We start from the raw sequence: 21,960 nt of genomic DNA, 5'->3' as shown, positions 1-21,960 counted from the left end.
GTCAGCTTGATCGACGCTGCCGTCATCGCAGCCCCTGCTCACCCGTGAGCGGTGCGGCTGTTCGCGTCAGGAACCAGGGAGGGACACGCATGGACGTCCAGTTCGATTTCAGCGGCAGGAGGGTGGTGGTGTTCGGTGGCACGTCCGGCATCAACCTCGCCATCGCCGAGGCTTTCGCCGCGCGGGGCGCCGCGGTGGCGGTGGCCAGCCGGAAGCGGTCCAACGTCGACGCGGCCGTGGAGCGGCTCGGTGTCCACGGGAACCCGGTGCGCGGCTTCGTGGCCGACGTGCGGGACATGGAATCGGTCGCGGAGGTCTTCGAAGCGGTGCGCTCGGAGTGGGGGCCGGTCGACGTCCTGGTCTCCGGGGCGGCCGGCAACTTCCTGGCGGAGGCGAACGAGCTGTCGTCGAACGGCTTCAAGGTGGTCGTGGACATCGACCTGAACGGCACCTTCCACGTGATGCGCGCCGGGTTCGAGCACCTCGCCCCCGGCGCCTCGGTCATCAACATCACCGCGCCGCAGGCGATGATCCCCGTGCGCTATCAGGCCCATGTGTGCGCGGCGAAGGCCGGCGTGGACCAGTTGACCCGGGTGCTCGCGCTGGAGTGGGGCGGCAAGGGCGTGCGCGTGAACGCGATAGCGCCGGGACCGATCGCCGGGACGGAGGGGCTGGCCCGCCTCTCGCCGGGAGACGACCCGAACGGCGACAGGTCGGTCAGGAGTGTTCCGCTGGGCCGGTTCGGCACCACGGAGGAGATCGCGGACCTGGCGATGTTCCTGTCGTCCTCCGCCGCCGCCTACGTCTCCGGCGCGGTGATCCCCTGCGACGGCGGGGGCTCGTTCGAAAGCCTCCGCGCGATCGAGGAAGCCGGCCGCTTCCTCGCCTCGGCCCCGCGGTGACCGGAGCGCGGCCGGCCCCTCCCGGAACCGCGAGGGGCGGTGGTGTGCCCGCACGGCCCGGCGGCCGCACCGCGGAAATCACCCACGGCCGGGGCGTCGTACCCGCTCCGTCCCTCGATCGTGCCGTACCCACCCTGCCCCTCGACCGTCAGGAGCCTTCCGCATGAGACGCCAGATCTTCACCGAGGACCACGAGACCTTCCGGGCGACCGTCCGCACCTTCCTGGACAAGGAGGTGCTGCCGCACTACGAGCAGTGGGAGAAGGACGGCATCGTCTCCCGCGAGGTCTGGCTGGCCGCCGGCCGGCAGGGCCTGCTCGGCCTCGCCGTGGAGGAGGAGCACGGCGGCGGCGGGAACCCCGACTACCGCTACAGCGCGGTGCTCGCCGAGGAGTTCGGCCGCGCCTACGCCGCCGGCTTCGCCATCGGCCTGCACAACGACATGATCGGTCCCTATCTGACCTCGCTGGCGACCGAGGAGCAGAAGCGGCGCTGGCTGCCCGGTTTCTGCGACGGCTCGATCGTCACGGCGATCGCGATGACCGAGCCCGGCGCGGGCTCCGACCTCCAGCGCATCCGCACCACCGCGGAGGACCACGGGGACCACTGGGTCCTGAACGGCTCCAAGACCTTCATCTCCAACGGCATCAACGCCGACCTGGTGATCGTGGTCGCCAGGACCACCCCCGAGGGCGGCGCGCGCGGACTGTCGCTGCTCGTCGTCGAGCGGGGCATGGCGGGCTTCGAACGCGGCCGCAACCTCGACAAGATCGGCCAGAAGTCGCAGGACACCGCCGAGTTGTTCTTCAACGACGTCCGCGTGCCCAAGGAGAACCTGCTCGGTGAGCTCGACGGGGCCTTCCTGCACCTGATGACGAACCTCGCGCAGGAGCGCGTCACGATCGCGGTCGCCGCCGTCGCCGGGGCGGAGCGCCTGCTGGAGATCACCACGCGGTACGTGAAGGAGCGCGAGGCGTTCGGACGGCCGCTCGCGAAACTCCAGCACGTCCGCTTCGAGATCGCGGAGATGGCGACCGAGTGCGCGGTGGCCCGGGCCTTCCTGGACCGGTGCGTCGAGGAGCACGCGAGCGGCACCCTGGACGCCGTCCACGCCTCGATGGCGAAGTGGTGGGCGACCGAGCTGCAGAAGCGGGTCGCCGACCGGTGCCTGCAACTGCACGGCGGCTACGGCTACATGACGGAGTACCCGATCGCCAAGGCGTTCACCGACGGCCGTGTCCAGACCATCTACGGCGGGACGACGGAGATCATGAAGGAGATCATCGGACGCTCGCTGCTCGCCTGATCCGCTGTGTACGGTGCGGACATGTCCGCCTTCCTTCAGCAACTCCCCGCTCTCGTGGGCGTCGTGATCGGCGCCCTGGGTTCGTACCTGGCCCTCGTCCGCAGCGATCGCGAGCGCTTCGAACGGGACCGCGCGGACCGGTGGGACGAGCGGCGCCTCGCCGTGTACTCCGAGTACGCGCGGTCGCTGAAGAAGTCGGTGACGCTCACCTACCGCGTCGCCGCGCACCTGGGCAACGACCCGCACCCGCACCCCCTGCCCCTGGCCGAGGCCGAACCGTTCCTGGCCCGGGCCACCGACGACCGCGATCCCGCGGGAGAGGCCCTGATCATGCTGGGCAGCCGCGAAGTGGTGGACCGGGCCCGGGAGTGGGTGACCGTGGTGATGGAGATGGAACGCTTCCAGCGCGTCGGCACCCTCGATCCGCAGGCGTGGCAGGCACTCCTGGAGCGCCAGCGCAGGGGCCGCGAAGGCTATTACGCGGCCGTGCGCGAGGACCTCCGGCTGCCTCCCGGCCACCCGGGCCGCTGGCTGACGAACCCTGGGACGTGACACCGGAGCACCCCTGTCGGCGGGCCGCGGGCGCGACGCCCCGGTCCACCGCCACACTCGTCCCGTACCGCTTCGCCCCCGCCCGGCGGACCGCCCGTCCGCGACGGCCACCGGGGCGGACCGGCACCCGCACCCGGCACCCGCCCGAGGAGGAGAACGTTGGCCCCCACCGATGTCACCTACGCGATCACCGGATCCTCCGGCCGCCTGGGCGGGCGCGTCGCGCGCAGGCTGGCCGCCGCCGGCATCGCGCAGACCCTCCTGGCCCGCACCCCTTCCCGCGCTCCGCTGCTGCCCGGCGCGATCGCGGTACCCGGCTCCTACGACGACCCCGAAGCCCTCGCACGCGCCCTGCGCGGCACCGACCGCGTCCTGATGGTCTCGGCCTCGGAGTCCCCCGAACGGCTCCGGGACCACCGCACCTTCGTCGACGCCGCGGCCCGGGCCGGTGTCGCGCATCTGGTCTACGTCTCCTTCTGCGGGGCCGCACCGGACGCGACCTTCACCCTGGCCCGGGACCACTGGCACACCGAACAGCACATCCGCGCCGCCGGGATCCCCTTCACCTTCCTGCGGGACAACCTCTACGCCGACTTCATGCCCGCCCTCGTGGGCACCGACGGCGCCATCCGCGGGCCCGCCGGGGACGGCAGGGCGGCCCTGGTCGCCCAGGACGACATCGCCGACGCCGCGGTGGCGGTCCTGCTCGATCCGGGTCCGCACGCCGGCCGCACCCACGAACTCACGGGACCGGAGGCGCTGGGCCTGGCCGACGTGGCCCGGATCCTCACCGCCGTCGGCGGTCGGCCGGTCTCCTACGTCCCGGAGACGACCGAAGAGGCGTACGCCTCCCGCGCGGTGTACGGAGCACCCGACTGGCAGCTCGACGCATGGGTGTCCACCTACGCGGCGATCGCCGACGGCTCCCTCGCCACCGTGACCACCGCCGTCGAGGACCTCACCGGACACCGGGCGACACCGCTGGACCAGGTCCTGCGCGCCGCGGCCGATGACTCCCCTTCTCCTTGACCGGCCGCGGGGGCCGGGCACGGGCGAAGGCGGCGTAAGGTGACGCCCTCCGATCCGTGCGACACGAGGGGCCGGTCATGGCTGCGGCAGACGAGAGACCACGAGAAGTCGGCAAACAGGACGTCCCCCTGTCCGGCGGGCGGACGCTGCGGGTGACGGAGTACGCCAACGGCAGCATCCGGATCGCGGTGAAGACCGGATCCCCCTACGTGATCACCAGCCTGGAACAGATCGACGACGAGGCCGTACTGAAGATCTCCCCCGGACGTGAGGGGTCGAGCGCCCACAAGAACTGGGTCCACGACCACAGCGCCGACGACGGAGAGCGCCCGTAGGAGCCGCGTTCAGCGCGGGAGCACCCAGTCCGGGGTCCAGGTCCCGGCGGCGTCGTGGCCGGCCGTCGTGGCGGCGAGGTGGGTGCGGAGGGTGCCCAGCGCCGGGTGGGGGTTGTCGCGGTGCCACAGCAGCGAGTGCGGGTAGACGGGTGTCGGGTCGGTCACCGGGATCAGGCGCAGGCCGTGGCCCGTGGGCCAGACAAGGCGGGTCTGCCCGCCCATGAAGGTGGCGAGCGCCGGGGTGTCGGCGACGGTGTCGAGGAGCGCGTCGGAGCCGAAGTTGGGGCCGGTCGCCTCGATGGTGAGGCCGAACTCGGCGACGAGGTCGTCGTAGTAGGCGGCCCACTCGGTCCCGGGGACGATGCCCGGCATCCAGATCCGGTGGCCGACGAGTTCGGCCACCGTCACCGACCTCGCGCCCGCCAGCGCGTGCGCGGGGCCGGTGAGCAGCTGGAGCGGTTCGTCGAGCACCCGTACGGACTCGATGTCCTCGGGGAGGGGCCGGCCGGGCACGGCGACGGCGCGGAAGGACGCGTCGATCGCGCCGGACCGGATGGCGGCGACGGCCGTCTCGATGTCGAACAGCATCACCACGTCGAGGTCGACCTCGGGGTACGTACGGTGGAAGCCGCGCATCAGGCCCGAGGCCGCGCCGCGCGAGGCGATGATGTCGACGCGCAGTGGACGGCTGCCGGTGCGCACGGACGAGACCGCGCGTTCGGACACCCGCAGCAGCTCGCGCGCGTGGGGCAGGAACGCCTGCCCGTCGATGGTCAGCTCGGCGCCTCGCGGTGTACGGGCGAACAGGCGCACACCGAGGGTGCGCTCCAGCGCGGCGACGCGTTTGGAGACGGCCTGCTGGGTGACCGCCAGCTCGGCGGCGGCCTCCTGGAACTGCCCGGCGTCGGCTACGGCGACGAAGGTCCGTACGGTGTCGAGGTCCACGTCATCACCCTAGCTCCACAACCGATGGTTGTAGCGTACGGCCACACGGTTGTTTGATCCCTGGTCACAGTGCCCGCTTTGATGCCATCGGACGCGGATCGGTTGTACGCGCGGATCGGTTGTACGGGCGAGCGGTGGGGGGACGGGCGTGAGGAGCGGGCACCGGCTGGGGCGGCGGTTCGGGTGGTTCTGGGGAGCCTACGGGGCCGGCGCGCTCGGCACGTGGCTCGCCTTCGGCTCGTTCGAGCTGATCGCCGTCCGGGTGCTGCACGCGGGGCCGGCCGAGGTCGCCGTGCTCGCCTCCGTGGGGGCCGCGGTGGGCGCGGCCGTGGCGGTGCCGCTGGGCCCGTGGGTGGAGTTCCGGCGCAAGCGGCCGGTGCTGATCGCGATGGACCTGGTGCGGTTCGCGGCGCTGCTGACGATCCCCGCCGCGTTCGCGCTGGGCGTGCTCACCTTCCTTCAGCTCCTGCTCGTCTCGGTCGTCGTCGCGGCGGCCGACATCGCCTTCCGCGCCGCCTCCGGCGCGTACCTGAAGACGTTGGTGCCGGCCGAGGACCTGCTCGTGGCGGGCGCCCGGCTCGAGTCGACGGCGTGGACGACGACGATCGTCGGACCGCCGCTGGGCGGTGCGGCGATCGGCCTGCTGGGCCCGGTGGCGACGGTGGTGGCCGACGGGGTCAGCTATCTGCTCTCCGCCCTGGGCATCCGCGCGACGGGCGGGCACGAGCCGGGGCCCGGACGCCGGGAGACCGCGCGCATGCGGGCACCGGACCTGCTCGACGGCTGGCGGTACGTCCTCGCCGACCCCACGCTGCGTCCGCTGTTCTTCAACACGGCCCTGTTCAACGGCCTGGTCATGGCCGCCCAGCCGCTGCTGGCCGTCCTGATGCTCGGCCGGCTCGGGTTCACACCGTGGCAGTACGGCCTCGCCTTCGCCGCGCCCTCGATCGGCGGGCTGCTCGGTTCGCGGCTGGCCCGGCCGCTGGTCACCCGGTTCGGGCAGCACCGGGTCCTGGTCGCGTCCGGGGCGCTGCGCGCGATCTGGCCGCTCGGCCTGGCGTTCCTGGGGCCGGGCACCGGCGGACTGGCGCTGGTGACGGGCGTGGAGCTCGGGCTCATCTTCTGCTGCGGGGTCTTCAACCCCGTCTCCTCCACCTGCCGCCTCGAACGCACCGCGAACGACCGGGTCGCCCGGGTGCTGACCGCCTGGGCGGTGACGACCAAGGCCTCGACCGCGCTCCTGACCGCGCTCTGGGGCGTACTGGGCGCCCTGCTCGGCCCGCGCACGGCCATCGCCCTGGCCGGCGTCCTCCTGCTGGCGACCCCGCTGCTGCTCCCCCGGCGGGCCGCGGCACCCGGCACCGCCGAGGCGGAGACGGCACCGGCGCCGGGTCGCGCCTGAGGAGAGACGGTGCGCTCAGGAGGTACTGGTGCCGGGGCCCGCCGCGAGGCAGTGTCGCGGCGCGGCCCGCGGCCCGCGCCGCCGAGGACGCGGCAGGGGGATCGGCTGGCCCGGCCGCTACCGAATGTCTGCCCAGTGCTCCACCCTTCAGGGTGGAGATGAAGGGCATCCTGCCCATGGCGGCCCGGAAGGCCGCAGCGGCATGGCAGGATCGCCTTGCCGGACGACGGAGTTGTCCTGCCTACCGCCGGACGGGCGGGAAGTCAGGCCTGCGGAGGCCACGTGAGACCGACCCTCACCGGTCGGCGGAGGCCCGTGAAACAGGAACCCACGGTGGTACTGCGGAGCAGTACGGACCGGAATCACCTGCCCCCGGGCAGGTGAGGACGTCAAGCCAAGGGGCATTCGGCCAGCAGTGCCGAAGCGTCCGCGTCGGCCGGGCGCGCCACGGTGTGGCCGGCCGACGGGCGTCCTTCGCCGGCCAGCCAGCGTTCCAGCGCCGTGAAGGCCGAGCGGTGGCAGGGGGTCATCGGACGGAGCCGGTCGGGGAACGCGTCGACGAGCGCGTCGGTGTGCGTCCCGTCCGCGATGCGGTAGTAGCGCAGCAGCGGACCCCGCCCGGCCGCGCGCACCATCCGGGCGTAGGCGTCCCCGTCGCGGCTGATCGGCAGCAGCACGTCGAGCGTGCCCTGGAGGGAGACGAGCGGTTTGCCGATGCGTCCGGTCAGCGCGATGCGGCCGACGGCGCGGTGCACGGCACGGGGTCTCGCGCCGTAGTCGTAGTCGGCGTCGCAGCCGGGGGTGCCGGAGGCGCAGAACGGGGTTCCCGCCTCGGTCTCCCCGTCGTAACCGGGGTCCAGTTCCTCACGGTAGAGGCGCTGGGTCAGATCCCAGTAGGTCTTGTAGTGGTACGGCCACAGGAACTCCGACCCGGCCGGATAGCCGGCCGCGTGCAGGGCGTCCCGAGCCGCGTCGGCGCCGGGTCCGCCCGCCGCGTAGGCCGGGTATTCGCGCAGCGCGGTCGGCAGGAAGGCGAGCGGGCCGCCGTCGGAGTTCCAGAGCGTGCCCTCCCAGTCGACTCCCCCGTCGTAGAGCTCGGGATGGTTCTCCAGTTGCCAGCGGACCAGGTAGCCGCCGTTGGAGATGCCGGTGGCGACGGTGCGGGAGGGGGACTTCCCGTAGCGCTCCTTGACCACGGCTCGGGCGGCCCGGGTGAGCTGGGTGAGCCGTGTGTTCCACTCGGCGATGGCGTCGCCGGGGCGGCGGCCGTCCCGGTGGAAGGCGAGGCCGGTGTTGCCCTTGTCGGTGGCGGCGTAGGCGTAGCCGCGTGAGAGCACCCAGTCGGAGATCGCGCGGTCGTTGGCGTACTGCTCGCGGTTGCCCGGTGTTCCGGCGACGACGAGCCCGCCGTTCCAGTGGTCGGGCAGCCGGATGACGAACTGCGCGTCGTGGTTCCAGCCGTGGTTGGTGTTGGTGGTGGACGTGTCGGGGAAGTAACCGTCGATCTGGGTCCCGGGCACCCCGCTGGGCGTCGGCAGGTTCTTGGGCGTCAGCCCCGCGTAGTCGGCGGGGTCGGTGTGGCCGGAGGCCACGGTCCCGGCGGTGGTCAACTCGTCGAGACAGGCTGCCTGTTGGTGGGCGGCGCCGGGTACCCGCGGCGGATCGCCCGCGGCGCAGGCCCCGGTGCGCGGGCCGTGGAGACCGGCCGCGGACGAGGGTGCGGCCGACGCGAGGACGCCCGGACCGGCGGTCGCGAGCGCCAGCGCGCACAGCGCGGCGCGCCATCGGGGCCGCCGTCCGCCGGGTGGGGTGGCGTCCGTACTGGGGTGGGGCATCCGGGACCTCGAATCCGAGTGGGGACGGTGGGGACGCGCCGGAGGCTAGTGACAGGGGGACCGGTGGGAACATGTGCCGGACCGCCATGATGGCGGGGGTGGGAGCAGCGTCGGCCACCATGGCGGTCCGTGTTCCCGTGTGCGGACGGGACCTGAGGTCCGGTCAGGGGCAGCCGCCGTCGGCGATGGTGTAGGTGCCGACGGGTGATTCCTTGAGGGTGTGGGTGACGAAGGTGTTGTACAGCCCCATGTTCTGGTTCGTGCCCTTGGCGTAGGTGTAACCGCCGCCGGTGACGGCCCGGCCGGCCTGGACGTGGGCGTAGTTGCTGCTCGTCCAGCAGGCCGCGGTGCCGCCGCCGGTGGTCGTGGCGGTGACCGTCCCCGAACGGGGGCCCGCCGTACCGGCGTCGTCGCGCGCGGCGACCGCGTACGTGTGCGTGGTGCCCGCCGTCAGTCCGGTGTCCGTGTACGACGTACCGCTCGTCGTCCCGACCGGGTCGCCGTCGCGGAACACGGCGTAGTCGGCGGCGCCGCCCACCGCGTCCCAGCGCAGACCGACGCCGGTGTCGGTGACCGCTGTCGTGGCCAGTCCGGTGGGTGCGGGCAGCGAGCCCCCGCCGGACGACGGGCCTTCGAGGCCGAAGAAGCGGGCGATCCAGTAGCTGGAGCAGATCGAGCCGAGGAAGTACGGGGCGCCGGTGGCACCGCACTGCCGGTCACCGCCGCCCGGTTCGACCGGCGTGCCGTGCCCGATGCCGGGTACCGCGTCGACCTCGACGGCGACCGTGCCGTCCGCCGCCAGGTATTCGTCGCGCCGGGTGGAGTCGGGGCCGATCACGGAACTGCGGGTGGGGGTCTGGGACAGTCCCCGCACCGCCGTCCACTGGTCACGCAGTTCGGCGGCGCTCAGCGGGACCACCGTGGTGTCCTGGTCGCCGTACCAGATGGCCGTACGGGGCCAGGGACCGTCGTACGACGGGTAGGCGTCGCGCACCCGCTGGGCCCAGGCGCTCGGGGCGAGGTCGACTCCGGGGTTCATGCAGGTGTACGGACTGTTGTCCCGGGTGCAGTCGTAGGGCAGACCGGCGACGACCGCGCCGGCGGCGAAGACGTCGGGGTAGGTGGCCAGCATGACCGAGGTCATGGCGCCGCCGGCGGACAGACCGGTGACGTACACGCGCCCGGGGTCGGCCCCGTAGGCGGAGACGGCGTGGCTCACCATCTGCCGGACGGAGAGGGCCTCGCCCTGACCGCGCCGGTTGTCCGTCGCCTGGAACCAGTTGAAGCACTTCTGGATGTTGTTCGAGGAGGTCGTCTCCGCGAGCACGAGGACGAACCCGTCCCGGTCGGCGAGCCGGGGCAGTCCGGAGTTGTCGGCGTAGACCTGGGCGTTCTGCGTGCAGCCGTGCAGCGCCACGACCACGGGCGGGTGCGCGGGCAGGGACGCCGGGCGGTACACGTACATGTTCAGCCCGCCGGGGTTCGAGCCGAAGCCGGTGACCCGGGTGACCGGCACGGCGGCCCGGGCAATGGGTACGGGGCCGGTCAGGGCGGCCCCCAGGACCAGGGCCACGACCGTGAGGAGGCGGACCGACAGGCGGGCCGGCCGGTTCCGGGGCCGTCGTGGTGGGGAAGGGCGGTGCATGCGCGGCTCCCTCTCTGGGGGTGTCCGGCCCCGCCCGTCCTGGGCCGTCCCTGGCCATCGGACGAGCGGGGCGTTGCGGAACCCCAGGGTCGACCGCCTGTGACCGCCGTGACATGGCGTCCGCCACCACAACCGTGCGCATGGCAGTCGTCATCGCACGGATTGCGGGAGCGCCGCCCGCTCTGCTACGCCGAGCGAACCCCGGACGGTCCTCCGTCCGCTCCGGGTGCCGCCCACAGGTCCGGGCAGAGCACCGCGACGATGCGTTCGAAGCGCGCGGCCATCGCGTCGGCGGTCTGCTCGGGGTGGTGCCGCCACCAGGCGACGGCGGCGCTCACGGTCCCGTACCAGAGGTGGGTGCCGAGGTCGGCGTCGAGGGGTTCCACGGCCGGGGAGGCGTGCAGGAATTCGGCCACGCCCACCGCGCCCATCCGGTTGAGTTCCCGCCGGTATCCGGTCGCCGCCTCGTACAGCGGACCCTCGGCCGGAAGGGTCCCGTCGTAGACGAGTTCCCAGTCGTGCGGGCGCGATTCGAGCGCGCGGAAGACGGCCCCCAGGGTGCGTACGGCGCGCGAGAGGTCGGAGGGCCCCTGCTGGGCGGACGCGACGGCTTCGACCAGGCGGGTGCCGGCCTGGTCGAGGCAGGTCAGATAGAGGCTGTCCTTGGACCCGAAGTACTCGTAGATCATGGGTTTGGTGATGCCGGCCCGTGCCGCCACCTGCGCGGTCGACCCGCACGCGTAGCCCTTCGCGCCGAACTCCCCGGCGGCCGCCTCCAGGATCAGCCGCTCCCGGTCCTTGCGGGGCATCCCCTTGGTGCCCACGCTCCGCGTCGCCTTCTCCTGGTTGCTCATGCCGCCACCCTATGCCAAAGTGACCGACCAGTAAATTACCCGGCGTTCAGTTCGGATGACTGGAGGGGCGATGAGCCGCAGGACGCGTTCGTGGTGGGGTTGGGGAAACGTCGAGGACGCCGTGACCGGCGCGGAGCGGGCGGAACTCACCCGGCGCACCGCCGAGCTGCTCCCCGACGCGGACCTGACCGTGCACTCCGCTCCCCCGGTCGAATCGTTCGAGGTGGCCCCGAGCAGGCTCTCGCCTCCGCCCTCGCTGGCCCGGTCGGCCTCGCACGACCTCCGCGACCGGCTGGCGCACAGCCACGGCCAGGCGTTCCGCGACGTCGTGCGCGCGCTGCTCGGAAAGCTGCCCCACGTGCCGGACCTCGTCATGCGCCCCACGTCGGAGGCCGAGGTGGTGCGGATCCTGGAATGGTGCGACGGCGCCGGCGCGGCGGTCGTCCCGTTCGGCGGCGGCACCTCCGTGGTGGGAGGCGTCGAAGCCCGTACGGGTGCGGAGTACGCGGGAGTGGTCAGCCTGGATCTCGGCTCCCTGGACCGGGTTCTGGAGGTCGACGGGACCAGCCGGGCCGCGCTCGTCCAGGCCGGCGTCCTCGGCCCGCACCTGGAGGATCAGCTCAGACCCCACGGATACACGCTCCGGTTCTTCCCCCAGTCCTTCGAGTTCTCCTCTCTCGGCGGCTGGTTGGCGACCCGGGCCGGCGGTCACTTCGCGACCCGCCTCACCCACATCGACGACCTCACCGAGTCGCTGCGGGTGGTCACCCCCGCCGGCGTCGTCGAGAGCCGCCGTCTGCCCGGTTCGGGCGCCGGTCCCTCGCCCGACCGGATGTTCCTCGGTTCCGAGGGAACGCTCGGTGTCATCACCCAGGCCTGGGTACGCCTCCAGGACCGACCGCGGTGGCGGGCCGGGGCCTCCGTCGCCTTCCAGGACCACGAGGCGGGGGTCCGGGCCGTACGGGCCCTGGCGCAGTCCGGGCTCGACCCGGCGAACTGCCGGCTGCTGGACCCGATGGAGGCGTTCATCAACGCGGGCAGCCCGACCGCGGTCCTGGTGCTGGGCTTCGAGTCCGCCGACCACCCCGTCGACGCGTGGACGGAACGCGCGCTGGAGCTCTGCCTCGACCACGGGGGCACGCTTCCGGAGCCACCGCGGTACACCGGCCCCGCGGACACGGCCGCCCGGACCTCGGCCGCCGACACCTGGCGCTCCTCCTTCCTGCGGATGCCCTATCAGCGGGACGCCCTCGCCGCCCAGGGCATGATCGTGGAGACGTTCGAGACGGCCTGCACCTGGGACCGGTTCGCCGGCCTCCGCGCGGCCGTCGACGCGGCGGCCCGCGACGCCATGCGCCAGGTCGGCGCCACGGGTGTCGTGACCTGCCGGTTCACCCATGTCTATCCCGACGGCCCCGCCCCGTACTTCGGGATATACGCCGCGGGCGCGTGGGGCAGGACCGTCGAGCAGTGGGACGAGATCAAGCAGGCGGTCTCCGAGGCGCTGATCGCGCACGGTGCCACCATCACCCATCATCACGCGGTGGGCCGGGACCACCGGCCGTGGTACGACCGGCAGCGCCCGGACCTCTTCGCCGCCGCCCTGCGGGCGGGCAAGGCCGTGCTGGACCCGTCCGGGATCCTCAATCCCGGCGTCGTGATCGACCCCCTGCGCTGAAAGGGCTCCCCTTGCCGGGGCCCGCCCGCGACGGATCGCCGGCACCATGTGCGGCGCCCGCAGCGGCTTCAGACATCGGGCTGCGCCTCTGTGAAGCGGTTCAGGCCCAGCACGGCGAGCAGGCCCAGCTTCTCGTGGCCCTCGGTGCGGGGTGGGGCGGTGAGGACGAGGAGGGTCTGGGACTGGTCCTCGGTGAAGAGCGCCTGGCAGTCCAGCTCGATCGGGCCCAGTTCGGGATGCAGGAGCGTCTTGTGGTCCTCGAAGCGCTGCGCGACCTCGTGCCGGTCCCACAGCTCGGCGAACTCCACGCTCGTCCTCCGGAGAGTCCGTACGAGTGTCCCGGCACGCGACTCCGGTCCGCGCAGCCCGTGGGCCGCCCGCAGACCGGCGACCTGGGCGCGGCTCTGCCGTTCGTGGTCCTCCTCGGGGTAGAGGGTGCGTTCCGACGGATCGGTGAACCAACGGTGGACCGCGCTGCGGGCGAGCCCCGTGTGCCGTGAGGCGTCACCGAACAGGGCGACGGCCATCCGGTTCTGCACCAGCGTTTCGTTGAGGTCGGTCAGGATCATCGCGGGCGTGTCGTCGAGGTGGTCCAGCACGCGCAGCAGTGCGGGGGCGACATGCGTGTGGGCGGACAGCCTGGCCGGTGCGTTGCGTCCGGCGATCCGGTACAGGTAGGCGCGCTCGTCATCGGTCAGCCGCAGGGCACGGGCGAGCGAGGCCAGCATCTGGTCACTGGGCTGCGGGCCGCGCCGCTGTTCCAGCCGGGTGTAGTAGTCGGTCGACATCACCGCGAGGGAGGCCACCTCCTCGCGCCGCAGGCCCGGGGCCCGTCGTCGTGCGCCCGGAGGAAGGGCGACGTCCTCCGGCTGGAGCGCCTCGCGGTGGCGGCGCAGGAATTCAGCCAGTGCTGCTCGGTCCATGGGGCCATTGTCGTCCGCTCCCCGAGGACGAACCAGGGATCGCCGATCCCCCGATAACCGGTCTCTGCACCCGCGCCGACGGGACGGTGAGGATCGGAGCATGAACATCTCCGGAAACACCGTCTTCATCCCCGGGGCCACCAGCGGTATCGGCCTCGCTCTCGCCCTCGCGCTGAAGGCGAGGGGCAATACCGTCATCGTCGGCGGCAGGCGTGCCGACCTGCTGGAACGGATCGCGGCCGAGCACCCCGGCATCGACACCGTACGCATCGACACCTCGGACGCGGCGAGCATCACCGCCGCCGCACGGCAGGTGCTGACCGCCCATCCGGACCTCGACGTCCTGGTGACGATGGCCGGAATCATGCAGGCCGAGGACTGGCGCAAGCCCGAGTCGTTCCTCGCCGGTGCCGAGGCGACCGTGACGACGAACCTGCTCGGTCCGATCCGGCTCATCGCCGCGTTCGTCGAGCACCTCCAGACCCGGCCGGCCGCCACGATCATGACCGTGTCCTCGGGCCTGGCGTTCACCCCGCTGATGATCACACCGAGCTACAACGCGTCGAAGGCCGCGATCCACATGCTCAGCGAGTCCGTCCGGCTGCAACTCGCCGGTACCTCGGTGAGCGTCGTGGAGCTCGAACCGCCGGCGGTGCGAACGGCGCTGATGCCCGGTCACGAGGAGAACGAACACGCCATGCCGCTCGACGAGTTCGTCGCCGAGGTGATGAGCCTGATCGAATCCCGGCCCGACGCCAAGGAGATCCAGGTCGAACGGGTGAAGTTCCTGCGCTACGGCGAGGCTCGTGGCGACTACGACCAGGTCGTCGCGACCCTCAACCCCGCACTGCCGACGCATCCGTGAACGGGACCGGGACGGACGGCCCGTGACGCCCTGGGCCGGCAAGGCTGTCGGTGCCGGTGAGACGGAGCCGGTCCCCCTCTCCGACTTCTCGTCGGGACAGGGGTCCGGCGCCGTGGCGTCCGGCGCGCCGCCCACGACCCGCCTCAGTCCGCAGACGACTGCGCCTCCCAGGGCCGCGGTCCCGCACCCTCCTGCCAGCCCCGCAGTTGCGGACCGTCGACGCACACGATGCCGCACTGCTCCGCGTAGTCGAGCGCGGGGGCGGTGAAGTCGCTGGTGGTGACCACGACGGCGACATCGGCGCCGTGAACGGTGAAGCAGGTGCCGCCGAAGCGCTGCAAGTCCTGTGAGCCGACCCGGTTGCCGTCGCAGTACCGCTTGCACTGGATGACGACCGAGCGCCCGTCAGGCGTCCTCGCCACGACGTCGGCGCCCAGGTCGCCGGCCCCGCCCACGACGTCCACGTCGAGACAGCCGTCGCGTCGGCACAGTTCGGCCACCGCCTGTTCGAACTCGTCCGGGTCCAGGGCCTCGTAGGCGATCTCCACCGTGTCCGCGGGCACCTCGGGCATGGTCTCGGGAAGCAGCACGGCGGGTTCCGCGCCGAGGCGGCCGCTGCGGGTGCCGGCCCCGGCGGGGACCAGGCCGACGGCGGGAGCCGGTGACGCCGCGTCGAGCGCTTCGACCGCCGTCCGTGTGGCTTCGTCCAGGGCTTCGGCCGAGCGGCGCGCGATCCTGGCCGCCGATATGCGGCGCTTCCCGCGGCAGCCGGCCATGAAGGCGCCGACGCCCATGAGGACGAGCGCCGCGGCCCAGACGGGACGGTGCACCGCGGCCGCGGCCGCGGTACGGACGGCCGCGCCCATCAGAGCGAGGATGACGGCGAGGAGGGCGAAGTAGAGGGCCGTCGCCCGGAGATCGAACCGGCGGGAGCGGCGCGCGGTACGCCGGGCGCGTGCGGGAACGGCCATGGTGGTGTTTCCTCCCCTGGGACGTCAACGAAGATCAATCCGCGTCTTCCCAGGCAGCGGCCGTTCTACCGGGTTCCGTCGTGCACACCTTCTCCGGCCCGTCCGCAGCCCGGCGAACGTCTCCACTCACAACGGATCAGCCCTCACCCCTCGGCCTTCTCGGCCTCCCACGACGCCCGCAGCGCGGCCGCTTCAGGCTCGGCGCCCTTCAGGCAGGCATGGAGGGCTTCGCGGTATGCGGTGAAGGCGGGGCCGTCCGCGCGGGTGAAGGCGGGGCCGGCGAGGCCGACCCGCTGACAGACTTTTCGGACGTCCTCTAAGGTCAACTCATGAGTCTGACGCCACGATTAATCGTCCCGAACCCCGACACCGCAGCGGCCTACTACCAGAAGGCCATGGACGCCGAGGAGGTCTTCCGCGCCCAGGACGACAACGGCCGCGTGATGGTCGTCGTCCTGCGGATCGGCGGCTCACCGCTCTCCCTGTCCCCGGCAGTGCCCGAGTGGGGCTGGCTCTCGCCCGACGACGTCGGCGGCTCCCCGGTCCTCCTGGAAGCGGAGTTCACGGACCAGGACGCCGTCGCCGAGCGGATGGTCGCCGGAGGCGGCACCGTGGTCGTACCGGTGGAGAACCGCCCGTACGGCAAACGGGAGGGACGCCTCCGCGACCCGTTCGGTCACCTCTGGATCGTCACCGGCGAGCTGCGCTGAACCACCGTCCCGGCGGCCGATGACCGCCGACGGCCCCTCGGGGCCTCCCGTACCGCCCGCCGGGCGATCCCGGCGGAGCGGCGGCGGGAGGCCCCGAGGTCCGCCGTGGCCCGCCCCCGGCTCAGTCGCCCCGCACGGGCCACGGCGAAGGCCGGTAGGAGTACGCCTCGGTGCCCTTGCGCACCCCCTGTTTGATGGCCATCGGCAGCATCAGGTCGCGTATCACCCGGGTGATCCATCGGTCGGGGGTCATCACCGCACCCGTCTGCCGGGCCTGTTTCGCCATCGCGGCGACCCGGTCCCGCCGTGACTCCTCGAACACGGTGAACGCCTGCGGCGCGGTGGGGTGTTCGTGCAGTGCCAGGGCGAGTTCGTAGGCATCCTCCATACCGAGCGCGGCGCCCGCCCCCAGGTGCGGGGCCACCGCGTGCGCGGCGTCCCCCAGCACCGCAGCGCTCCCCCGGTGCCAGGTCTCCAGGGGCGGCACCTCGTGGACCGGCCACCGGCCGACCGGTCCGGTGGAGGCGGTCAGGATCCGCCGGACCACCGCGGGGTCGGGGCGGTGCCGGTCGGCCAGCAGGGACACCCACTGCGCATCGTCGACCTCGGCCAGTTCGGCGAAGCTGCGTTCGCGGGTCTCCTGGTGGTTCTCGAACCACCACACGACACCGGGCGACGTCACCTGGTAGCCGAAGAAGCCGCGCAGGCCGAAGATCATGTGGAACCGCCCGTCCACGGGAAGGTCCGCGGCGCCGATCTCCGACCTGCCCCCGGAACCGACCACCTCGGTGTAGGCGGCCCGGGGCGCGTCGGGGAACAGCAGCCGACGTGTGGTGGAGTGCACCCCGTCGCAGCCGAGCACGAGGTCGGCCTCGGCCCTCGTGCCGTCCTCGAAGCCGATCCGCCAGCAGCCGTCGCCGGTCGCGTCCAGTGCGACGAGGCGCTTGGCGGTGTGCAGTTTCGCCCCGGCGTCGGTCGCCGCATCGCGCAGGGCACCGCTGAGTTCGCCGCGCATGATGTTGGTGGTGGTCTCCGGGTTCTGCGCGAGTTCCCGGCCCTTGTGGTTGGCGAAGCCGATGGAGTCCGCCACGGTGCCCTGCTCGAGGACCCGGTCGGCCAGGCCCAGGCGCTCCAGCACGGCGCGCCCGTTCGGAGCGAGGTTGAGGAACGAGCCGACGTCCTGGGCCCGGCGCATGTACGCCTCGTACAGGTCCACCTCGAAGCCCAGTCTCACCAGGCACAGGGACAGCAGGGGTCCGGTGATGCCGGCGCCGACGACGGCGACCCGTCGGCGCGGAGTGCTGTTCTCGTTCTTCATCGCGTGCTCCTGATCATGACCGCGTTCAGAGGCTTCGGACGGTCGGCCTCTGTACGAGGTCTCTTGCCGATCACCCGGTGCTCCCACGCGACCATGTCGTGCTCCTTTCGCCGTCCCGCCGCGGGCCGGCCCCTGGCTCGGGCCGGAATCGAGCCCCCGTCGAAGCGGAATCCACCCGGAACCGGCCTGGAATCGAGACCCGGCAGGATCACCGTCACGGGCCGGTGACGACATCACCTGGGGAACCGGCGTCGAAGCCAGGCAGCAGCGGAACGATTCGCTCGCGTCCCGGACCAGCTCCGGCAGCACCGTCGGCCGACACTCCGACGGCGGCCCGGACGGACGCGCGCATGCCCCGGCGACGTCACCGGCCCCGCACACCAGCGTCCACTTGTCACGGGAAACGGGGGTCACGACCATGGCCACGCTCGTTCACAAGCACGAAGTCAAGTTTCTCCGCTGGCCGGTACAGAGCCACGAACGGGACCAGCTGCGCGAGGCGGGGCTGCCGTGCCTGCTGGTCCTGGAGGGCCAGACGGCACCGCCGAACGACATCTCGCCCACCGAGGACTGGGTGCGCCCGCCGGTGGCCCGCCTCGACCTGGCGGCGCGCGTCCACACCTTGCAGCGGCGCACCGGGACGGACTTCATGCCCGCGCTGGATCCGACCGGGGTGCTCTACTACGGCGGGCAGTCGGTGCCCATGTCCGATGCGCAGAGCGAGATGATGCGCTGTTTCCTGGCCGACTTCGGCCATCTCGTCCGCCGGGACAGGCTGAAGAAGGCCCTGAGCCGCATCAACAACGAGGCGGTCACCAGCAACGCGATAGACCTGCACATCATGCGGCTGCGCCAGCGGCTGTACGGCGTCCGTCTGAGCCTGCGCACGGTATGGGGCCGGGGCTACATCCTGGAGGCCGCCGGCTGAACCGACCGGCCCCGGAACGCGAAGTGTCCGGCCCCTCCTCGAAGGGGCCGGACACTTCGCGTGCGGCGTCGCGGGTCCTCCCGCGTGCGCGGGCCGGAGGGCCGCTTCCGCGGCGGTCAGCCCACCTGCCGGCGCCGCCGCTCGTGCACCTTGCCGCGCAGTTCGTGAAGTTCGGTGAACGGCATCGTGGCACGGTCCATGAGGTACGCCACTCCCGAGGTGCCGGCGGTGCCCGACTGCTCCCCGATCATCTTCGTCACCAGGCCCACGTGCCCGATCTTCCACTGGAAGTAGCCGTTGCCGACCCTGAGCATCGCCTCGACGACCCGGTGGAACGGACCCGCCGCCACGCCCGCTCCGACGATCTCCTCCAGGTCGGCGCCGATGCGCTCCAGCCCGGCGCGGAAGGCCAGGAACAGCGACCCGGAGCGGCTGGCACTGCCCAGCACCCGCTCCAGTTCGTGGGACTGACTGGACTGGGCGCCGCTGGCCGTGCCGAGGTACTGCCGGAAGCGGACGAAGTCCTCCAGCGGCAGCCGCTCGAGCGCCATGAGCTGCTCGTGCAGCAGGCGCAGCAGTTCACCGGCCCGGCAGAGCAGGTCGACCGACCGTTCCAGGTCTGTGGTGGTCATCGTCAGGAAGTTGCCCTCCACGGCGGCCAGGTCGCCGAGGATCTGCTTCAGCCACAGCTCGCAGGTCTGGTGGCTGACGATGAAGAACTGCTCGGAGAGCACCGTGGTGAGGTCCGCGGCGTCGTCGGGTGTGCGCGGCTCCTGGAGTTTGAGCAGGTCGTCGAGTTTCAGGTAGGCGGCATAGGTCACCTCTGTCCGCATCACTGTTCCCTCTTCTCGCGGACCAGGCCGATCAGGCGCTCCACTCCGGTGGTGAGTTGCCCGCGGTCGACGCAGAACGCGATCCGGACCATGCCGGACGCGACGCCGCCGGGCTTCAGAGGTCGCATCGAGCCGTCCGGGGCGAACTCGGGCCGTGCGGAGAATCCGCTGCCGGGAACGACCACGACGTCGTGGTGGAGCATGAGTTCGGCGCTGAACTCCTCGCCGGTCAGGCCGGTGGAGGAGATGTCGGCCATGGCGTACCAGCCGCCGCCGGGCAGCGCGGGCAGCAGTCCTTCGTCGACCAGCGGGGACAGCGCGTCCCGGTTCCCCCGTACGAAGTCGTGATTGCCGGCGAGCGCTCCCGACGCGTCCAGGGCGGCCAGCCCGGCGTACTGGACGGGTGCGGAGGGCGCGATGATGCAGGACTCCTGCACCGTGCGCATGGCGGTGGCGGTCCCGGGCCGCGAGACCGCGACGTAACCGAGCCGGTAGCCGGTCATCGCCAGTCCCTTGGAGAAGGTGAAGACGCTGTTGACGATGCGTTCCGGTGCGGGGCGGTCGCGCTCCAGGGCGGCGATCGACAGGTGGGGGCCGGAGAAGGCGAAGTCCTCGTAGGCCTCGTCGCTGATGATCTGCCAGCCGTGCTCGTCGGCCATCTCGTAGAGGGTCCGCTGCAACGGGAGGCCGATGACCGCGCCGGTGGGGTTGGACGGGGTGTTGAGCAGCAGCACCCGTGTCGCGGGGCCGGCCACCTGCCTGATCGACTCGGGGTCGGGCGCGAAGTGTTCGTCGAGCTTGTAGAAGACCGGGCGGAATCCGGCGAGCAGGACCTGTTGCAGGTGCACGGGCCAGTGGATCTCCGGCAGCAGGATCTCCGCTCCCGAGTCGGCGAGAGAGCGCATCAGCGAGCTGAGCCCCTGGCACGACCCGGGGCTGACGAAGAGCCGGGAGGGTTCGGTGTCGATGTGGTTGACGGTGTCGAGCTTGTCCACGAGACGCTCGCGGAGCTCCATGAGCCCCTGCACGTCGATGTAGCGGGCCCGGCCTTCCACGGCGGCGGCGGCGAATTCCTTGGCGACGGAGTCCGGCGGGCCGAAGGCCGGCTCACCCACGTGCAGCTTGATCAGACCGGGGCGCTCCCGCTCACGCTCGTTGGCGAGCCGGAAGGACTCGTACAGCCAGGAGGAGGGGATCGCCGAGGCCCGGGCGAACCAGGGTGGAGCTGTCTGCGTCATCTGATTCATGCCTTTCCGCTGGTGGCAGGACCGGCCGGGTCGGGCCGGCCAGGTGGTCTCCTGGGGTGTGGCTCACGCCGCTCGTCCGCCGTCCACGGCCACCAGGGATCCTGTGATCCAGGACGAGGTCCCGGGGTCGACGAGGTGGCACACCCAGGCCGCCACCTCCGAGGCCAGGCCGAACCGTCCCATGGGGGTGCCGGCCACGATCCCCTCGCGCAGGGCGTCCGCGCCCTCGCCGGCCGCCAGGTCCCACAGGCCCGTGTCGACCGGACCGGGCAGGACCGCGTTGACCCGGACCTCAGGCGCCAGTTCCACCGCCAGCGACCTGGTCAGGGAGTTCAGCGCGGCCTTGCTGGCCCCGTAGAAGGACCGGGACGGCATCGCCAGGACGCCGCCGACGGAGGAGACGTTGACCACGCAGCCCCGGCTGCTGCGCAACATGGGCAGCAGCGCCCGGATCAGCAGGGCGGGAGCCACCAGGTTGGTGTCGACCATCCCCCGCAGGTCCGCCTCGGTGGCGTCCTCCAGGCGGTCGAAGACCGCGTGTCCCGCGTTGTTGACCAACGCGTCGACGCCGCCGAGCACTTCCCCGGCCCGCTCCGCGATCCGCGCGGCGGAGTCGGGGGCCGTGACGTCCACGGCGTACGGCACGGCGGTGCCCCCTCCCTCGGCCCCCGCCTTCGCCGTCACCTCCGCCAGCCGGTCGGCACGTCTGCCGACCGCCAGGACGTCGGCGCCCAGCCCGGCCGCGCGGGCGACCACGGCGGCCCCGATGCCCGAGCCGCCGCCGGTGACGACCAGCCGCAGGCCCTCCCAAGAACTACTCATGCGCCGTACAACCTCCCTTCGCATGGGCCGGAACCCTCCGTGCCAGGTCCGCGAGCAGGCTCGCGGGGTCGTCGAAGACGTGGAAGTGGGCTCCGGATCTGATGTCGACACTCGCGTTCCCGGTGGTGAGCCGACTCCAGTGACGGCCGGCCAGGACCGGCACGAGGGGATCCCCCCGGGCCATGCAGACGTGCACGTCGCAGGTGAGCGGAACCGGGTCCGGGGAGCCGAGGTAGCGCTCGTGCGCGCCGATGTCCGCGCGCATCGCGGGGAGCACCAGATCACGGATCTCGGCCTCGGCCGCGATGCCGGAGTCGATGCCCCCCAGCGCGACCAGCCGCTCCCAGAGCTCCTCGTCGGGCAACAGGTGTTCATCGCGAGGGGGCCGGGCCGGGTCCCCGGGCGCCCAGGCGGAAGAGGCGACGAGCAGAACGACGTCGATGCCGGCCCCGGGACAGCGGCGGGCCACCTCGCACGCGACGGCCGAGCCGAAGCTGTGGCCGAAGAGCAGCAGGTCCGCCGGCGGCAGCCGGGTCAGGTCGGCGACGATCTCCTCGGCGATCGCGCCGACCTCCTCCCTCGGCGGCTCCGCCAGCCGGTCGCCGTGCCCGGGGTACTGCGCGGCGCACAGCTCCACCGCGGCCCCGGGGAACGCCGCGGGCAGCGGGGCGCGCCAGCAGGCGAAGCTCTCCGCGCGGCCGCCGGAGTGCGGCAGCGCGAGCAGCCGGAGCCCGGGGCACGACGCGCTCGTCACCGTGCGCACCGATCCGCGACGCAAGCTCATGGCCGACCTCCCCTTCCCCGCCTCGGACTTGAGAGTCGCACGCGCGCCGGGGGCCGCCGCCGAATCCTTCAGCATT

The 21,960-nt window shown here is 72.4% G+C and carries 22 protein-coding genes; 10 read left to right on the top strand and 12 right to left on the bottom strand.

Going from position 1 to position 21,960, the window contains the following annotated elements:
* The first annotated feature begins 89 nt into the window (after positions 1–89).
* The 5 genes from CW362_RS06595 (at position 90) to CW362_RS06575 (ending at position 4,124) form a co-directional block, all read left to right on the top strand.
* On the top strand, positions 90–902 hold the full coding sequence (locus CW362_RS06595; protein ID WP_103548417.1) for an SDR family oxidoreductase: 813 nt from the start codon (positions 90–92) through the stop codon (positions 900–902).
* A gap of 163 nt (positions 903–1,065) precedes the next feature.
* The gene (locus CW362_RS06590) at positions 1,066–2,208 is read left to right on the top strand and encodes an acyl-CoA dehydrogenase family protein (RefSeq protein WP_103548416.1); all 1,143 of its coding nucleotides are present in this window, start codon (positions 1,066–1,068) and stop codon (positions 2,206–2,208) included.
* Between the two features lie 21 nt (positions 2,209–2,229).
* Positions 2,230–2,760, top strand: coding sequence for a hypothetical protein (locus CW362_RS06585; RefSeq protein ID WP_103548514.1), 531 nt, complete (start codon positions 2,230–2,232; stop codon positions 2,758–2,760).
* Between the two features lie 159 nt (positions 2,761–2,919).
* Positions 2,920–3,789: an SDR family oxidoreductase gene (locus tag CW362_RS06580; RefSeq protein ID WP_103548415.1), complete on the top strand. Its 870-nt coding sequence runs from the start codon at positions 2,920–2,922 to the stop codon at positions 3,787–3,789.
* Positions 3,790–3,866: 77 nt separating this feature from the next.
* Positions 3,867–4,124, top strand: coding sequence for a hypothetical protein (locus CW362_RS06575; RefSeq protein ID WP_103548414.1), 258 nt, complete (start codon positions 3,867–3,869; stop codon positions 4,122–4,124).
* Positions 4,125–4,133: 9 nt separating this feature from the next.
* Here the strand turns inward: CW362_RS06575 and CW362_RS06570 are convergent, their stop codons facing one another.
* Positions 4,134–5,069 carry a LysR family transcriptional regulator gene (locus tag CW362_RS06570; protein ID WP_103548413.1) on the bottom strand — a complete coding sequence of 312 codons (936 nt, stop codon included), beginning with the start codon at positions 5,067–5,069 and terminating at the stop codon, positions 4,134–4,136.
* 148 nt (positions 5,070–5,217) lie between these two features.
* Between CW362_RS06570 and CW362_RS06565 the strand changes: the two genes are divergently transcribed.
* Entirely contained in the window at positions 5,218–6,471 is a 1,254-nt protein-coding gene (locus CW362_RS06565; RefSeq protein WP_103548412.1) for an MFS transporter, read from the top strand.
* Positions 6,472–6,860: 389 nt separating this feature from the next.
* Here the strand turns inward: CW362_RS06565 and CW362_RS06560 are convergent, their stop codons facing one another.
* From CW362_RS06560 to CW362_RS06550, 3 genes are all read right to left on the bottom strand, one after another.
* Entirely contained in the window at positions 6,861–8,306 is a 1,446-nt protein-coding gene (locus CW362_RS06560; RefSeq protein ID WP_103548411.1) for a 3-hydroxybutyrate oligomer hydrolase family protein, read from the bottom strand.
* A 163-nt stretch (positions 8,307–8,469) separates the two neighbouring features.
* The gene (locus CW362_RS06555) at positions 8,470–9,951 is read right to left on the bottom strand and encodes an extracellular catalytic domain type 1 short-chain-length polyhydroxyalkanoate depolymerase (protein WP_103548410.1); all 1,482 of its coding nucleotides are present in this window, start codon (positions 9,949–9,951) and stop codon (positions 8,470–8,472) included.
* 185 nt (positions 9,952–10,136) lie between these two features.
* A complete protein-coding gene (locus CW362_RS06550) occupies positions 10,137–10,805 on the bottom strand; it encodes a TetR/AcrR family transcriptional regulator (protein WP_103548409.1) in 669 nt (222 codons plus the stop codon).
* Positions 10,806–10,875: 70 nt separating this feature from the next.
* Here CW362_RS06550 and CW362_RS06545 point away from each other — a divergent pair, with 70 nt between their 5' ends.
* Entirely contained in the window at positions 10,876–12,483 is a 1,608-nt protein-coding gene (locus CW362_RS06545; protein ID WP_103548408.1) for an FAD-binding oxidoreductase, read from the top strand.
* 68 nt (positions 12,484–12,551) lie between these two features.
* Here the strand turns inward: CW362_RS06545 and CW362_RS06540 are convergent, their stop codons facing one another.
* The gene (locus tag CW362_RS06540) at positions 12,552–13,406 is read right to left on the bottom strand and encodes a helix-turn-helix transcriptional regulator (RefSeq protein WP_162683984.1); all 855 of its coding nucleotides are present in this window, start codon (positions 13,404–13,406) and stop codon (positions 12,552–12,554) included.
* A gap of 100 nt (positions 13,407–13,506) precedes the next feature.
* On the opposite strand from CW362_RS06540, the gene CW362_RS06535 reads away from it, so the two are divergent.
* Complete coding sequence (locus CW362_RS06535) at positions 13,507–14,271, top strand: SDR family oxidoreductase (protein WP_103548407.1); 765 nt, start codon at positions 13,507–13,509, stop codon at positions 14,269–14,271.
* A 143-nt stretch (positions 14,272–14,414) separates the two neighbouring features.
* On the opposite strand, the gene CW362_RS06530 is transcribed toward CW362_RS06535, so the two are convergent.
* Together CW362_RS06530 and CW362_RS06525 are read right to left on the bottom strand one after the other, a co-directional pair.
* Positions 14,415–15,242, bottom strand: coding sequence for a restriction endonuclease (locus tag CW362_RS06530; protein WP_103548406.1), 828 nt, complete (start codon positions 15,240–15,242; stop codon positions 14,415–14,417).
* Between the two features lie 143 nt (positions 15,243–15,385).
* On the bottom strand, positions 15,386–15,568 hold the full coding sequence (locus CW362_RS06525; protein WP_103548405.1) for a hypothetical protein: 183 nt from the start codon (positions 15,566–15,568) through the stop codon (positions 15,386–15,388).
* A 3-nt stretch (positions 15,569–15,571) separates the two neighbouring features.
* Between CW362_RS06525 and CW362_RS06520 the strand changes: the two genes are divergently transcribed.
* Positions 15,572–15,952: a VOC family protein gene (locus tag CW362_RS06520; RefSeq protein ID WP_103548404.1), complete on the top strand. Its 381-nt coding sequence runs from the start codon at positions 15,572–15,574 to the stop codon at positions 15,950–15,952.
* 121 nt (positions 15,953–16,073) lie between these two features.
* Here the strand turns inward: CW362_RS06520 and CW362_RS06515 are convergent, their stop codons facing one another.
* Complete coding sequence (locus tag CW362_RS06515) at positions 16,074–17,270, bottom strand: FAD-dependent oxidoreductase (RefSeq protein WP_103548403.1); 1,197 nt, start codon at positions 17,268–17,270, stop codon at positions 16,074–16,076.
* 418 nt (positions 17,271–17,688) lie between these two features.
* On the opposite strand from CW362_RS06515, the gene CW362_RS06510 reads away from it, so the two are divergent.
* Positions 17,689–18,198, top strand: a complete 510-nt coding sequence (locus CW362_RS06510; RefSeq protein ID WP_103548402.1) for a helix-turn-helix domain-containing protein — start codon at positions 17,689–17,691, stop codon at positions 18,196–18,198.
* Between the two features lie 116 nt (positions 18,199–18,314).
* Here the strand turns inward: CW362_RS06510 and CW362_RS06505 are convergent, their stop codons facing one another.
* From CW362_RS06505 to CW362_RS06490, 4 genes are all read right to left on the bottom strand, one after another.
* Positions 18,315–19,031, bottom strand: a complete 717-nt coding sequence (locus CW362_RS06505) for a tryptophan 2,3-dioxygenase family protein (RefSeq protein WP_240657705.1) — start codon at positions 19,029–19,031, stop codon at positions 18,315–18,317.
* Positions 19,031–20,269: a pyridoxal phosphate-dependent aminotransferase gene (locus CW362_RS06500; protein WP_103548512.1), complete on the bottom strand. Its 1,239-nt coding sequence runs from the start codon at positions 20,267–20,269 to the stop codon at positions 19,031–19,033. The genes CW362_RS06505 and CW362_RS06500 overlap by 1 nt, the downstream gene beginning before the upstream one ends.
* Positions 20,270–20,341: 72 nt before the next feature.
* Positions 20,342–21,100 (bottom strand): SDR family NAD(P)-dependent oxidoreductase, encoded by a 759-nt coding sequence (locus CW362_RS06495; protein WP_103548400.1) that lies wholly within the window; start codon positions 21,098–21,100, stop codon positions 20,342–20,344.
* Positions 21,093–21,884, bottom strand: coding sequence for a thioesterase II family protein (locus CW362_RS06490; RefSeq protein WP_240657703.1), 792 nt, complete (start codon positions 21,882–21,884; stop codon positions 21,093–21,095). The genes CW362_RS06495 and CW362_RS06490 overlap by 8 nt, the downstream gene beginning before the upstream one ends.
* Between the last annotated feature and the right edge of the window lie 76 nt (positions 21,885–21,960).

The sequence above is a fragment of the Streptomyces populi genome (assembly GCF_002911015.1).
Lineage (GTDB): Bacteria > Actinomycetota > Actinomycetes > Streptomycetales > Streptomycetaceae > Streptomyces > Streptomyces populi.
The sequence above is the reverse complement of the archived record's forward strand: the minus strand, read 5'-3'. Positions and strand labels throughout refer to the sequence as shown.

What these genes read in the sequence shown, in the direction of transcription:
- CW362_RS06595 (WP_103548417.1), top strand. Translation starts at nt 90, where the DNA reads ATGGACGTCCAGTTCGATTTCAGCGGCAGGAGGGTGGTGGTGTTCGGT.
- CW362_RS06590 (WP_103548416.1), top strand. Translation starts at nt 1,066, where the DNA reads ATGAGACGCCAGATCTTCACCGAGGACCACGAGACCTTCCGGGCGACC.
- CW362_RS06585 (WP_103548514.1), top strand. Translation starts at nt 2,230, where the DNA reads ATGTCCGCCTTCCTTCAGCAACTCCCCGCTCTCGTGGGCGTCGTGATC.
- CW362_RS06575 (WP_103548414.1), top strand. Translation starts at nt 3,867, where the DNA reads ATGGCTGCGGCAGACGAGAGACCACGAGAAGTCGGCAAACAGGACGTC.
- CW362_RS06560 (WP_103548411.1), bottom strand. Translation starts at nt 8,306, where the DNA reads ATGCCCCACCCCAGTACGGACGCCACCCCACCCGGCGGACGGCGGCCC.
- CW362_RS06555 (WP_103548410.1), bottom strand. Translation starts at nt 9,951, where the DNA reads ATGCACCGCCCTTCCCCACCACGACGGCCCCGGAACCGGCCGGCCCGC.
- CW362_RS06550 (WP_103548409.1), bottom strand. Translation starts at nt 10,805, where the DNA reads ATGAGCAACCAGGAGAAGGCGACGCGGAGCGTGGGCACCAAGGGGATG.
- CW362_RS06545 (WP_103548408.1), top strand. Translation starts at nt 10,876, where the DNA reads ATGAGCCGCAGGACGCGTTCGTGGTGGGGTTGGGGAAACGTCGAGGAC.
- CW362_RS06540 (WP_162683984.1), bottom strand. Translation starts at nt 13,406, where the DNA reads ATGGACCGAGCAGCACTGGCTGAATTCCTGCGCCGCCACCGCGAGGCG.
- CW362_RS06535 (WP_103548407.1), top strand. Translation starts at nt 13,507, where the DNA reads ATGAACATCTCCGGAAACACCGTCTTCATCCCCGGGGCCACCAGCGGT.
- CW362_RS06530 (WP_103548406.1), bottom strand. Translation starts at nt 15,242, where the DNA reads ATGGCCGTTCCCGCACGCGCCCGGCGTACCGCGCGCCGCTCCCGCCGG.
- CW362_RS06520 (WP_103548404.1), top strand. Translation starts at nt 15,572, where the DNA reads ATGAGTCTGACGCCACGATTAATCGTCCCGAACCCCGACACCGCAGCG.
- CW362_RS06515 (WP_103548403.1), bottom strand. Translation starts at nt 17,270, where the DNA reads ATGAAGAACGAGAACAGCACTCCGCGCCGACGGGTCGCCGTCGTCGGC.
- CW362_RS06510 (WP_103548402.1), top strand. Translation starts at nt 17,689, where the DNA reads ATGGCCACGCTCGTTCACAAGCACGAAGTCAAGTTTCTCCGCTGGCCG.
- CW362_RS06505 (WP_240657705.1), bottom strand. Translation starts at nt 19,031, where the DNA reads ATGCGGACAGAGGTGACCTATGCCGCCTACCTGAAACTCGACGACCTG.
- CW362_RS06500 (WP_103548512.1), bottom strand. Translation starts at nt 20,269, where the DNA reads ATGACGCAGACAGCTCCACCCTGGTTCGCCCGGGCCTCGGCGATCCCC.
- CW362_RS06495 (WP_103548400.1), bottom strand. Translation starts at nt 21,100, where the DNA reads ATGAGTAGTTCTTGGGAGGGCCTGCGGCTGGTCGTCACCGGCGGCGGC.
- CW362_RS06490 (WP_240657703.1), bottom strand. Translation starts at nt 21,884, where the DNA reads ATGAGCTTGCGTCGCGGATCGGTGCGCACGGTGACGAGCGCGTCGTGC.